Origin of the sequence: Klebsiella africana, assembly GCF_020526085.1 — a bacterium.
Lineage (GTDB): Bacteria > Pseudomonadota > Gammaproteobacteria > Enterobacterales > Enterobacteriaceae > Klebsiella > Klebsiella africana.
On the sequence record NZ_CP084874.1, the window covers coordinates 2805161 to 2817647 of the forward strand.

The following is a 12487-nucleotide window of genomic DNA, read 5'->3' on the forward strand; positions in this document are numbered from 1 at the left end:
CATCGCGCGCCGTCTCCGTCATTTTCGCGTCACCAGCCGCGGGGGCATTATCTGATTTCGCGCCTCGCCAGTACCCTCTTCCAGGCGCCGCAGCATTGAATCCGCCAGGCTTTTCCCCATCTCGCGCGCCGGGGTGGTCACCCAGGTGAGGGGCAGATCATCGAGCGCGGCCTCCGGCACGTCGGCAAACGCCGCCAGCGCCACCCGCTGTTCAAAGTAGCTCTCGACCCCATCTTCCCCGCTCTGTCTTCCAGCCCGTAACAGACCGAACCACGCGCCGGTAGCTACCACGTTGTTGTAGCACAGCACGGCGGTGATGGTCGGATTCTGGCGCAGCAGGCTGGTCATCGCCTCCGCCGCCTGCTTCTGGCTGGTCTCGCACTCCAGCACCCATTCGCTGTGAAACGGCAGGCCGTATTTCAGCAAGGTGGCGCAATAGCCGCCGACCCGCTCGGCGCGCGTCAGCGAAGCACTCTGCCCGCCGAGCCAGGCGATCCGCTGATGGCCGCGGCGGATAAGATGCTCGGTCACCAGCTGCGCCGCCTGCATGTTGTCCGGGCGGATCAGGTCGACATCGTCAAGGTAGCTGGCGCGAGAAGCGAACACCAGCGGCACCCCCGCCTCCGCCGCCCGCTCGCGCAGCTCGCTCCCGCGGTCGATCGCCCCGGCGATAATCACCCCGTCCACCCCCTGCGCCGCGAGGGTATCAAACCGCTGGGCCATCTTCTCGCCGCTGCGGCCTCCCTGGGTAAGAAATACCATTTTCCCCTGCCTCTCCAGGGCATCGGTGAGGCCGGCAGTTAATTCAGCATAAAACGGTTTTGACAGGTCGCTGACGATAAGGCCAATCACCCCGCTTTGCCCACCGCGCAACGAGGCCGCCTGACGGTTGCGCACAAATCCCAGCTGTTCGATAGCCCGATTAACCCGCTCGCCGGTGGCGCTGGAGATGCGCCCTTTGCCGCTCAGGACCAGTGAAACGGTACTCACGGAGACGCCGGCGGCCAGCGCCACATCATTGATGGTGATCTTTTTTGCGATTGCCATAACCTGCTGGCTGACTCCCTTGCCTGTCGATAAAACGTTTTATCATTGTGCGATCTTTATAAACGTTATTATCGCTTGAATATGTGATTTTTATCGCACTAAAAAGTGGTAAAACGTTTTATCTTGCCGTGGCGTTAGTTCTTCCCGACCACTTTATGAATCAGGAACCGTGCTATGACGGCGAAAACAGCACCAAAAATCACTTTATGGGAATTTTTCCAGCAGCTGGGAAAAACCTTCATGCTGCCCGTAGCGTTGCTCTCGTTTTGCGGGATCATGCTGGGGATCGGCAGCTCGTTAAGCAGCCACGATGTGCTGACTTTGCTGCCGTGGCTGGATATGCCGCTGCTGCAGGCCATCTTTATCTGGATGAGCAAGGTCGGCTCGTTTGCCTTCAGCTTCCTGCCGGTCATGTTCTGTATCGCCATCCCGCTGGGACTGGCGCGAGAAAACAAAGGCGTCGCCGCCTTCGCCGGCTTCGTTGGCTACGCGGTCATGAATCTGGCGGTCAACTTCTGGCTGACCGCGAAAGGCATTCTGCCCACCACCGACGCCGCGATCCTGAAGGCCAACAATATCCAGAATATTATCGGCATTCCGTCGATCGATACCGGGATCCTCGGGGCGGTTATCGCCGGGATTATCGTCTGGCTGCTGCATGAACGCTTCCATAACATTCGCCTGCCGGACGCCCTGGCCTTCTTCGGCGGCACCCGCTTCGTGCCGATCGTTACCACCGTGGTGCTGGGGCTGGTCGGGCTGGCGATCCCGCTGGTGTGGCCAGTCTTCGCCATGGGGATCAACGCCCTCGGGAAGATGATCAACAGCGCCGGGGATTTTGGCCCGATGATCTTCGGCACCGGCGAGCGTCTGCTACTGCCGTTTGGCCTGCACCACATCCTGGTGGCGCTGATCCGCTTTACCGAAGCCGGCGGTACCCTCGACGTCTGCGGCCACAGCGTCAGCGGCGCGCTGACCATCTTCCAGGCGCAACTGAGCTGCCCGACCACCCACGGCTTCGCCGAAAGCGCCACTCGCTTCCTGTCGCAGGGTAAAATGCCGGCTTTCCTTGGCGGCCTGCCGGGCGCCGCGCTGGCGATGTACCACTGCGCCCGCCCGGAAAACCGGCATAAAATTAAAGGGCTGCTGATCTCCGGGGTGATCGCCTGTGTGGTCGGCGGCACCACCGAGCCGCTGGAGTTCCTGTTCCTGTTCGTCGCGCCGGTGCTGTATGTCATCCACGCGCTGCTGACCGGTCTCGGCTTTACCATCATGGCGGTGCTCGGCGTCACCATCGGCAACACCGACGGCAATATCATCGACTTCGTGGTGTTTGGCATCCTGCATGGCCTGGCGACCAAGTGGTATCTGGTGCCGGTGGTGGCGGCTATCTGGTTCGCGGTCTACTATGCCATCTTCCGCTTCGCCATCACCCGCTTCAATCTGAAAACGCCGGGTCGAGATATCGACACCGCCGCCAGCGTGGAGAAAGCCGTCGCTGGCACCATCGGCAAATCCGGGTATAACGTGCCGGCAATTCTGGCGGCGCTCGGCGGCGCAGAGAACATTGTTTCGCTGGATAACTGCATTACTCGTCTGCGTCTGTCGGTACACGATATGAGCAAAGTGGACGCCGCCGCGCTGAAAGCCCATCGCGCCATCGGGGTGGTTCAGCTCAATCAGCATAACCTGCAGGTAGTCATTGGCCCGCAGGTGCAGTCGGTAAAAGATGAAATGGCCGTACTGATGAATACCGTGCAGGCCTGACCCCACTGATCCCCCTTCTACGCGGAGGGGGACATTCGCTAAGGAAGTTTCGATGTTTGATTTTGCTACCCCCATCGACCGCCATGGTACCTGGTGCACGCAGTGGGACTATGTCGCCGACCGGTTTGGGGCCGCCGATCTGCTACCGTTTACCATCTCCGATATGGACTTTGCCACCGCTCCGTGCATTTTCGATGCCCTCAGCCAGCGACTGGCTCACGGGGTGTTCGGCTATAGCCGCTGGCAGAACGAGGCGTTTCTCGGGGCGATTGCCCACTGGTACGCCAGCCGGTTTAACAGCGTCATCGATCCGCATACGGTGGTCTACGGGCCGTCGGTTATCTACATGGTGGCGGAAACCATCCGCCAGTGGTCGAGCGAAGGCGACGGCGTCGTCGTCCATACCCCTGCCTACGATGCATTCTATAAGACCATCACCGCGAACCATCGGCAGATTGCCCCGGTGCCATTGACCCTGACGGAAAACCAGTGGCACTGCGATATGGCCCGACTCGAAGCGGTGCTGGCGGATCCAAAGAATACCCTGCTGCTGCTGTGCAGCCCGCACAATCCAACGGGGAAAGTCTGGCGGCGCGAGGAGCTCCAGACCATGGCGGCCCTGTGTCAAAAACATGGCGTCAGGGTGATTAGCGACGAAATTCATATGGATATGACCTGGGGCGAACACCGCCATATCCCGTGGAGCGAGGTCGCTCAGGGGCCATGGGCGCTGTTCACCTCCGGTTCGAAGAGCTTCAATATTCCGGCACTAACCGGGGCCTACGGCTTTATCCCCGAGGCGAACGCGCGCGACAGCTACCTGCAGGCGCTGAAGGGGCGCGACGGGCTCTCGTCACCCTCGGTGCCGGCGCTGGTTGCCCATATCGCTGCCTACCGCGACGGGGCTCCCTGGCTCGACGCCTTGCGTGACTATCTGCAGGCGAATATGCGCTATGTGGCCGACACGCTCAACAATGCCTTCCCTGCACTACGCTGGCAGCCGCCGGAGGCCACCTACCTGGCATGGCTCGACCTGCGCCCCCTGAACATTGACGATCGCGCGCTACAGCAGGCGCTGATCGACGAACAGAAGGTGGCGATTATGCCGGGTTATACCTATGGTTCTGAGGGCAACGGCTTTCTGCGCCTCAACGTCGGCTGCCCGCGCGAGAAGCTGGAACGCGGTGTCGAAGGACTGATTGCCGCCCTGCGCAGCCTCAGCTGATTCGACGCGCTATCTACAGATCATCGCGCCGGCGGAACGCCAGGTAACCGGCGCCGAGAGTAAAGACGGCGACAATCATCACCAGCAGGATAAACCCGTGGTGGTTGCTCGCCAGCGGGATCCCTCCGACGTTCATGCCGAAGAAACCGGCGACGATGTTAATCGGCAGCGCGAGGACGGTGATCACCGTCAGGGTGTAGAGGGTGCGGTTGCTCTGCTCCAGCTGGCGGGCGCCAATCTCCTCCTGCAGCAGACTGATGCGCTCGATCAGCCCGGACAGGTCGTTAAGCACCACGCTAAACTCTTCGGTAAACTGACGAAACGCCTGCACCACCGCGCGATCCATCCACGCCGGCGGCCGGTTAAGCAGCCGGAACATCGCCGCCGGCTCCGGCGCCAGCAGCCGCTGGAAGCGTAAAAGCATCCGCCGCAGCCGCGCCAGATCGGCCCGGTTGCGTTGCACGTGATTGCTCAGAAGACGCTCTTCGATAAGGTCGACATGGCGGCTGGCCTGACGGACGACCTGCTCCAGGACCTCCTCCTGCTCCTCCAGCAGAAAAGCCAGCAGCTCGGTAGACGTGTTTACCCTGAGCGTCTGCAAGCGCGGCAGCATCCATTCGATAAACCGCAACGGTTTGAAGCGCGCCGTCACCACCAGCCTGGGACTACAGTAGAGCCACAGGGTGGCGGTTTCCGCGCTGGTATCCTGCGGACGAAACAGCACATCGTTGAGCACAGCGAACAGATTTTCCCCCTGTCGCTCAATGCGGGTGGTGTGCGAGCCGCTGCGGATCTCTTCGAAGAAAAAGTCCGCCACCGGAAAGTGGCTGGTTAACCATTTCTCGGCGGTGGCGTGATTGAGATTAAGATGCAACCAGATAAAGGCTTTATCGTCGGCCAGCGCCTGATAACGGGCGCATACCTCACCAGAGAGAATAGGCTGCGGGGGGCGCTGTTCATGAAACAGATAACCATGCACCAGACCGGAAACTTCACTATCAAAATCGGGCTTTAACATCTTCGCGGTGACGTCTTGACTCATGGCTCCCTCAGGACAGGCTCTGGCACCGTTGATGCCCAAACAGCGCCATCTTTCGCTATTTTCCGCGGGCTGGCAAGGTTAATAATTTCGTCATAAAACAGTAACCTGGCAGACATATTGCCTGCATCTGCGGCAGATTAGACTGACGTGAACCCCAGCCTTGTTGCCTCTGCTTGTTTAAAAATTTTTTGATTATCCTCAAAACTTTTTTAAGAAAAAAAGCGTATTACTTTAGGCGCTTAATCATTGCTTCCACACAGGTTTATTGAGGAGGAGACCATGAAAACCTATGACCGTAATCGTAACGCTATTGCTACCGGCAGTATGGTAATGATCGCTGGCAATGGGGGAACCGGGGTGATTAAAGCTATCCATGGCGAGGGGAAAACCGCTGAACAGCTGCGCCGGGCAGACTGCGTTGAAATCGACGGCCGCGAAGGTCGTTTCTGCCCGATAGATCTGATTCGCCTCGGCTTCCATTAATCCCTGCGGCCCTGCACTGATGGCCTGAGACGACCGCCAGGTCATCAGTCTCAGGCTATCTGAGACGATTTCCTGTGCTGCCCCCGGTCTGCCAGGCGCTTAGCGAAAGCTCCACTGCACACTCATCACCAAGATCGCCGGCACAATAATCCCACCTTCGACGCCGAAGTAATCGGTGAAGTTATACTGCAGACCATGATAGAGATAGGGCGAAAAACCGACGCCAGTGATTTTTTTGGCGGTGCGGTAGGTCCCGGAGTCACCGCAGTGGCTGAAGGCGTCAAAGAAAAATTCCCCGGTATAGGCATACACCCCTTTCAGCACCCAGCCGGTATCGTTTTTTAGCCAGTCGCGGCGCACGCCGAGTGTCAGACAGCGATCGTCGAAGCTGTTTTTCATGGTACCGACCAGCACGCTGTATTTTGAATTCGGGGAAAACTTGCGTTCCACCGAGAAAAAGTTGTTATTGAAATGCTCGTTATATTGTCCGTGGTTACCGGTCATATGATAAACATAAGAGCCGGTGTTCATCGAATAGAGGTTTATTTCTCCGGCCTGCGCCGACGGCATGGCAACTATCAGCAGTCCTGATAACAAAAGCAATAATTTATTTAACATTCAGCAACCTACGCCATAACCGAAAAAAAGAACCCGGCATACTAGCACCGCGAAGCTAAACCAAAGGGCAATCAGACAGACCGCGGCTGGTCGCGGCGGCTAAACATGACGCTGTCGCCACAGGTAGAGCCTTGATCCAAAACAGAGAAAGTGGGAGCTAAGACGCGTACTATCGGCTCCCTTCGGTCGGTTATCGACCTTTAATACCTTCTGAGTTCAGAGGCATTTTTATGACATGGCAATCCTTCAAACAGGCCTGGCTTATCCGGTTCTGGTCCCCTGTTCCAGCGGTCATCGCCGCGGGCATTCTCTCTACCTACTATTTTGGCATCACCGGCACCTTCTGGGCGGTGACCGGCGAATTCACCCGCTGGGGTGGCCAGCTGCTGCAGCTGCTGGGCGTCCACAGCGAACAGTGGGGCTATTACCAGCTGATCCATCTCGACGGGACACCGCTGACCCGCATCGATGGCAGGATGATCATCGGCATGTTCGGCGGCTGCCTGGCCGCCGCGCTATGGGCGAATAACGTCAAACTGCGCTTGCCACGCAGCCGGATCCGCATTGTGCAGGCCGTGGCCGGGGGCATCATTGCCGGGTTCGGCGCACGACTGGCGATGGGTTGCAACCTGGCGGCCTTTTTCACCGGCATTCCGCAGTTCTCCCTGCACGCCTGGCTGTTTGCCATCGCCACCGCCATCGGCTCCTGGTTTGGCGCCCGCTTCACGCTGCTGCCCCTTTTTCGCATCCCGGTAAAAATGCAAAAGGTGTCTGCCGCCTCGCCGTTAACCCAAAAACCTCAGCAGGCGCGTCGCCGCTTCCGCCTGGGGATGGTGGTCTTTTTCGCCATGATCGGCTGGGGCCTCCTCACCGCCGCAGACCACCCGGCGCTCGGCCTGGCGATGCTGTTCGGCATCGGCTTCGGTCTGCTTATCGAGCGCGCCCAGATCTGCTTTACCTCCGCCTTTCGCGATATGTGGATCACCGGCCGGACGGTGATGGCGAAGGCGATTATCTTCGGCATGGCGGCGAGCGCCATTGGTATCTTCAGCTATGTGCAACTGGGGATGGCACCGAAAATTATGTGGGCCGGTCCCAACGCGGCGATTGGCGGCTTGCTGTTTGGCTTTGGTATCGTGCTGGCCGGCGGCTGTGAAACCGGCTGGATGTACCGGGCGGTAGAGGGCCAGGTTCACTACTGGTGGGTGGGGCTGGGCAACGTCATCGGCTCAACGCTGCTCGCCTGGTGTTGGGACGATATCGCCGCCCCGCTCGCCACCCACTGGCAGAAAATCAACCTGCTGAACGCCTTCGGCCCCTTTGGCGGGCTGCTGGCGACCTATCTGCTGCTGCTGATCGCCCTGCTGCTGGTGATCGCGTGGGAAAGACATTTTTTCCGCCGCCAGTCGTCGGCGGTCCGGACCGTGAAGGAAAGCGCATGAAAAACATCGTCCCTGATTATCGCCTGGATATGGTCGGCGAGCCCTGCCCCTATCCGGCCGTTGCCACCCTGGAGGCAATGCCCTCCCTGAAAAAAGGCGAGATCCTCGAAGTAGTCAGCGATTGCCCACAGTCGATCAACAATATCCCGCTCGATGCCCAAAATCATGGCTATACGGTGTTGGATATTCAGCAGGATGGCCCGACCATTCGCTATCTGATCCAGAAATAATCTCAGCTGGCCAGCCCTTACCCCGCCGGCGTTCCTCATCGCCGGCGCTTATCGCTTTTGTTCACATCTCGCCCCTCCATTTTCACTAGCCCAGGCTGGCAAACGATTGCAATAGCTTGTAACACTTGAAACGATGTTCCAGTTACCTAATAACCATTAATATAACGCGCCTATATTATTTAAAAATGAATAAGTGATTTCGTGAATGGTTTCTGCCCGTACGCGCAGCCGCCCGACACGGCAACACCGTAAGGATAGGAATGGAACTGCTGGCAAGGCTGGGTCATTTTTTTGAACAAGTTTGCGCTGATGCTGATTTTGCCACCTTCGCCGGTGAACTTCGGCGGCATCAGGTTTCCTACTACATCTACTTTGTCACTACCGGCAATGTGAATTTCGTGATGGCGAACGATGATGTTATTTCGATAAAAAGCGCTCGTGGCCTGCTCCGCGTGTGCACTGAGGTCAGCCACTGTCTGACCAGAGCCGCGGTTATCCGCCACTTCGCCGGGGCCATCAATTTTGAACAGTACTGCCGGGATTTGGCCAGCGCCGGGGTATTTAAGTGGACCGTCGATCTTGAAGACAATTCCCGCCATTACTGGTCGAAGGATAATACCCTGCTGTTTAAGGAGCGTTTGCTGCCCCCCTGAACGGGTCGCCGGGGGGCGTCGCTAGCGGTTCATCTTCAATCGCGGGTTTGCACCCAAAAGGCATGGATCAGACCAGGAATATAGCCCAACAGGGTCAGAATAATGTTGAGGATAAACGCCCAGCCGAAGCCTTTCCCCAGCAGTACCCCCAGCGGCGGCAGAATGATAGTGAAAACAATTCTCCAGAATCCCATAACCTCTCCCTTCGTCTAACGTCAATATTTTACTAAGCTATTCAATAGTTAAGCATAGACGCTTTTCGCCGCTTCGCCAGCAAGCGGCGCCCTCATCGCCAGTAACAAAAATTATTCCCGGCTGTCAGCGCTAAAAAAGACCGGGAAAACATTCACTTTTTCTCTCTTCGGCCCGCAAGCCCTGGCATACCGCACAGATTGTCATTTGACCAATTCGGGAGGCAGGACTAAGCCTGGAGGAGCTTTATCGCATCGAGTCGTTTTACCAACCGGAGAATATCCATGAGTAAACTTGGGATTAATGGATTTGGTCGTATCGGACGTTTGGTGTTACGCCGTTTATTAGAGGTCGACAGCAGCCTGGAAGTGGTGGCTATCAACGACCTCACCTCGCCAAAGGTGCTGGCCTACCTGTTAAAGCATGATTCAAACTACGGCCCCTTCCCGTGGAGCGTCGACTTTACGGAAGATGCGCTGATCGTTAACGGCAAGACCATCACCGTGTATGCCGAAAAAGAGGCGCAGCATATTCCCTGGCAGGCGGCAGGCGCCGAGGTGATTGTGGAGTGTACCGGGTTCTACACCTCGGCAGAGAAATCGCAAGCCCATCTCCAGGCTGGCGCGCGCAAAGTGCTGATTTCCGCCCCCGCTGGCGAGATGAAAACCATCGTCTACAACGTCAACGATGACACTCTAACGCCGGATGACACCATCATCTCCGTGGCCTCCTGCACCACCAACTGCCTGGCGCCGATGGCCAAAGTCCTGCAGGATGCCTTCGGCATCACTGTGGGTACCATGACCACCATCCATGCCTATACCGGCACCCAGTCGCTGGTGGACGGGCCGCGCGGCAAAGATCTGCGCGCCTCCCGTGCGGCAGCAGAAAACGTCATCCCGCACACGACCGGCGCGGCCAAAGCCATCGGCCTGGTGATCCCCGCCCTGAGCGGTAAACTGAAGGGCCATGCCCAGCGCGTACCAACCAAAACCGGCTCAGTGACGGAGCTGGTATCAGTGTTGGAGAAAAAGGTGACTGCGGATGAAGTGAACCAGGCGATGAAGCTGGCGGCCGAGGGTAACGAATCCTTCGGCTACACCGAAGAGGAGATCGTCTCTTCCGACATCATCGGCAGCCATTTCGGCTCGATCTACGATGCCACCCAGCTGGAGATTGTCGAAGCCGGCGGCGTACAGCTGGTGAAAACCGTCGCCTGGTACGATAACGAATATGGCTTCGTCACCCAGCTGATCCGCGTGCTGGAGAAATTTGCCCGCTAAGCGAACGGCGGGCAGCCTGAGCTGTCCGCCGGTTCTGTGTTGAGTGCCTCAGGCCTGCAGATAGACCACCTGGGTCTGCAGGTACTCATTCAGCCCGTGGCGGCCATCAGCGCCGCCGATCCCCGATTTGCGCCAGCCGGCGTGGAAACCCTGCATCGCCTCAAAGTTTTCCCGGTTGATATAGGTTTCGCCGAACTTCAGTCCTTTAATTGCCTTCATCGCTACGTTCAGATCGCGGGTATAGATCGAGGAGGTCAGGCCATAGTCGCTGTCATTGGCCATCGCCAGCGCCTCATCGAGGGTCGAAAATGCCACCACCGGCAGCACCGGCCCGAAGGTTTCCTCGTGGATAATGTCCATCTCCTGGCGCACATCCAGCAGCAGGGTCGGCGGATAAAAATAGCCTTTGCCCTCCAGCGGCTGGCCGCCAAGCGCCACTCGCGCCCCCTGCGCCACCGCCTTCGCCACTTTGTCCGCCACCTGATCCCGCGCCGCTGCGTTGATCAGCGGCCCCATCGCGATGTCATCCCGCGCCGCCGGATCGCCAAACTGCACGGCCTTCATCGCCTCGCCGAGGCGGTTGACGAAGCGGTCGTAAATGCCCTGCTGAACATAGACCCGCTCGACGCAGTTACACACCTGCCCGCTGTTAATCACCCGCGAGTCCACTACCGCTTTCACCGCCAGCTCCAGATCTGCATCGTCCATCACAATGGCAGGCGCTTTGCCGCCGAGTTCGAGGCACACTTTGGTGATATTTTTCGCCGCAGCGGCCATGATTTTCTCTCCCGCCGCCACGCTGCCGGTCATGCTGACCATCGCCACCTTCGGATTGCCGGCCAGCTCCTGACCAACGGTTTCTCCGCGGCCCAGCACCAGGTTAAAGACCCCTTTCGGCAACCCAACCTGATGGACAATCTCGGCAAAGGCGATGGCATTATTAGGCGTAAATTCGCTGGGCTTAATGACGATGGTATTCCCGGTGATCAGGGCCGGGGCCAGCTTGCGGGCGATAAGAAAGAACGGGAAGTTCCACGGCAGGATCCCGGTGGTCACCCCCAGCGCGCGTTTAAAGACGAGGATATTCTCCCCGGGGCGATCGCTCTGCACGATCTCGCCTTCGTAACGGCGCGCCCATTCGGCCATATAGTCGAGATAGTCGGCGGTGAACGCAACCTCCACCGCCGCCAGCTGCTGGATCTTGCCGCCTTCAGCCACGATCAGCCCGGCAATCTCTTCTGCACGCTGGCGAATACCCGCGGCAATTTTGCGCAGCCAGCCTGCGCGCTCAATGGCCGGTAGTGCTTCCCAGGCGGGCTGGGCGCGCTCGGCGGCGTCAATTGCCAGCCGCGCCTCTTCGGCAGTCCCGTCCGGGATCCGCGACAGCAGCGCTTCGGTCGCCGGGTTAAGCACGTCGATCCAGCCGTCGCCGCGACCGGAAACGAACTGGCCATCAATATACATCGGGTGTTGAACGGGTGCTGTCATGGCTGCTCCTGTGGTGCATTTGTATTTAACAGGTGATTTTTTTGTTAAATATCGAGCGGATAAGCCGCTGTTCGGCAGCACATTGACGCAATTCTGTGAACTGACTCATAAAAGCGGGCCAAAAGCCCCCGCTTGAAGTTACATTTCAATAACACAAATTGCCCGTTTGCGATAAATCTGCCGCAAACGGGCAGTTTTCAGCCGAGGGTGCGGGCCTGCAGCGCCCCGGCAAGCTGGGTGTCCTCCCGCAGCTGTCGCCAGGCAGCGAGGATCTCCGGCGGAAAGGTCACGTGGCTGATGAAGTCTTTCCCCCGCGGACCGTATCCTTCAGGGGTATCCTGCAGACGCGGCAGCTCGCCCAGCAGCAGCGCCAGGTAGCGGGTAACCGGCCAGAGCCCAGTCCCGCCGCCGGCGAACCCCAGCTGGTCATCGGTCTGCTCCAGCACCGGCGAGCAGCCGGGAAAGCTCAGCCACTGTGGCGGCGGCGTCGCCCCCTGCCAGACGCGGGCGAAGGTAGCCATGGTTCGCCGCTGCATGGTGGGGTCCTGAATGACGATCCCGCGACTATGGGGGATCCCCCGGCTCTCCAGCGTGGTCCGGGTAAAACGGGCATTCTCGCCGCAGTTGGTCGACTGGTCCTCCACCACCAGCCGCGAGCGCGGGATATGCCAGAAGTGATGCGCGATATCCGCCAGAATATGCGCTTCCGGGCGTCCGTCCACCGGCAACGTACGGTAACGAGGATCCTGGCGCACCGCCTCGTAAAGATAGCCCGTTGAATGTCCGACGCCGCCGCTGATCAGCAGCGGGACCACCTGCGCCGCCGCCAGCCGGCAGGCGGCGTCGATGGTCGGGATCACGGCGTTGCCGGCCAGCACCACCACGTCCACCTCCGGCAGCGCGGGCAGCGTCGCCAGATCGTCCTGCGCCAGCCAGGCGCCGACCTGGTTAGCCGCCGCCAGCGTCGCCGCCGATAGCGAAGGAAATTGTTCTGCCATTCTGTCTCCTTAATCCTCT

14 protein-coding genes are annotated in these 12487 nt (G+C 58.9%); 8 read left to right on the forward strand and 6 right to left on the reverse strand.

The features are described from left to right. Positions 1–18 precede the first annotated feature (18 nt). Positions 19–1047, reverse strand: a complete 1029-nt coding sequence (locus LGL98_RS13730) for a Mal regulon transcriptional regulator MalI (RefSeq protein ID WP_136031738.1) — start codon at positions 1045–1047, stop codon at positions 19–21. A 174-nt stretch (positions 1048–1221) separates the two neighbouring features. On the opposite strand from LGL98_RS13730, the gene malX reads away from it, so the two are divergent. Beyond that, a complete protein-coding gene (malX, locus tag LGL98_RS13735; RefSeq protein WP_136031740.1) occupies positions 1222–2814 on the forward strand; it encodes a maltose/glucose-specific PTS transporter subunit IIBC in 1593 nt (530 codons plus the stop codon). A 52-nt stretch (positions 2815–2866) separates the two neighbouring features. Further along, complete coding sequence (locus LGL98_RS13740; protein ID WP_136031741.1) at positions 2867–4039, forward strand: MalY/PatB family protein; 1173 nt, start codon at positions 2867–2869, stop codon at positions 4037–4039. A gap of 13 nt (positions 4040–4052) precedes the next feature. Here LGL98_RS13740 and LGL98_RS13745 read toward each other — a convergent pair whose 3' ends face one another. Then, positions 4053–5081 (reverse strand): CorA family divalent cation transporter, encoded by a 1029-nt coding sequence (locus tag LGL98_RS13745; RefSeq protein ID WP_136031743.1) that lies wholly within the window; start codon positions 5079–5081, stop codon positions 4053–4055. Between the two features lie 279 nt (positions 5082–5360). Here LGL98_RS13745 and ydfZ point away from each other — a divergent pair, with 279 nt between their 5' ends. Further along, positions 5361–5564 (forward strand): putative selenium delivery protein YdfZ, encoded by a 204-nt coding sequence (gene ydfZ, locus LGL98_RS13750; RefSeq protein ID WP_025713046.1) that lies wholly within the window; start codon positions 5361–5363, stop codon positions 5562–5564. 99 nt (positions 5565–5663) lie between these two features. Here ydfZ and LGL98_RS13755 read toward each other — a convergent pair whose 3' ends face one another. Then, positions 5664–6143, reverse strand: a complete 480-nt coding sequence (locus tag LGL98_RS13755; protein WP_168435304.1) for a hypothetical protein — start codon at positions 6141–6143, stop codon at positions 5664–5666. 269 nt (positions 6144–6412) lie between these two features. On the opposite strand from LGL98_RS13755, the gene yedE reads away from it, so the two are divergent. The 3 genes from yedE (at position 6413) to LGL98_RS13770 (ending at position 8507) form a co-directional block, all read left to right on the forward strand. Continuing rightward, positions 6413–7624 (forward strand): selenium metabolism membrane protein YedE/FdhT, encoded by a 1212-nt coding sequence (gene yedE / locus LGL98_RS13760; RefSeq protein ID WP_136031747.1) that lies wholly within the window; start codon positions 6413–6415, stop codon positions 7622–7624. Continuing rightward, positions 7621–7854 carry a sulfurtransferase-like selenium metabolism protein YedF gene (gene yedF, locus LGL98_RS13765; RefSeq protein WP_136031749.1) on the forward strand — a complete coding sequence of 78 codons (234 nt, stop codon included), beginning with the start codon at positions 7621–7623 and terminating at the stop codon, positions 7852–7854. The genes yedE and yedF overlap by 4 nt, the downstream gene beginning before the upstream one ends. A gap of 260 nt (positions 7855–8114) precedes the next feature. Beyond that, positions 8115–8507 carry a DUF1398 domain-containing protein gene (locus LGL98_RS13770; RefSeq protein ID WP_136031751.1) on the forward strand — a complete coding sequence of 131 codons (393 nt, stop codon included), beginning with the start codon at positions 8115–8117 and terminating at the stop codon, positions 8505–8507. Positions 8508–8542: 35 nt separating this feature from the next. On the opposite strand, the gene LGL98_RS13775 is transcribed toward LGL98_RS13770, so the two are convergent. Continuing rightward, entirely contained in the window at positions 8543–8701 is a 159-nt protein-coding gene (locus tag LGL98_RS13775; RefSeq protein ID WP_002903230.1) for a YqaE/Pmp3 family membrane protein, read from the reverse strand. 282 nt (positions 8702–8983) lie between these two features. On the opposite strand from LGL98_RS13775, the gene gap reads away from it, so the two are divergent. Further along, on the forward strand, positions 8984–9982 hold the full coding sequence (gene gap / locus LGL98_RS13780) for a type I glyceraldehyde-3-phosphate dehydrogenase (RefSeq protein WP_136031753.1): 999 nt from the start codon (positions 8984–8986) through the stop codon (positions 9980–9982). A gap of 48 nt (positions 9983–10030) precedes the next feature. On the opposite strand, the gene aldA is transcribed toward gap, so the two are convergent. After that, the gene (aldA, locus tag LGL98_RS13785; RefSeq protein WP_136031755.1) at positions 10031–11470 is read right to left on the reverse strand and encodes an aldehyde dehydrogenase; all 1440 of its coding nucleotides are present in this window, start codon (positions 11468–11470) and stop codon (positions 10031–10033) included. Here aldA and LGL98_RS13790 point away from each other — a divergent pair. Continuing rightward, positions 11469–11606: a hypothetical protein gene (locus tag LGL98_RS13790; protein WP_168435299.1), complete on the forward strand. Its 138-nt coding sequence runs from the start codon at positions 11469–11471 to the stop codon at positions 11604–11606. The genes aldA and LGL98_RS13790 overlap by 2 nt on opposite strands. 61 nt (positions 11607–11667) lie before the next feature. Here the strand turns inward: LGL98_RS13790 and LGL98_RS13795 are convergent, their stop codons facing one another. Then, entirely contained in the window at positions 11668–12468 is an 801-nt protein-coding gene (locus tag LGL98_RS13795; RefSeq protein WP_136031757.1) for a YdcF family protein, read from the reverse strand. Positions 12469–12487: the final 19 nt, after the last annotated feature.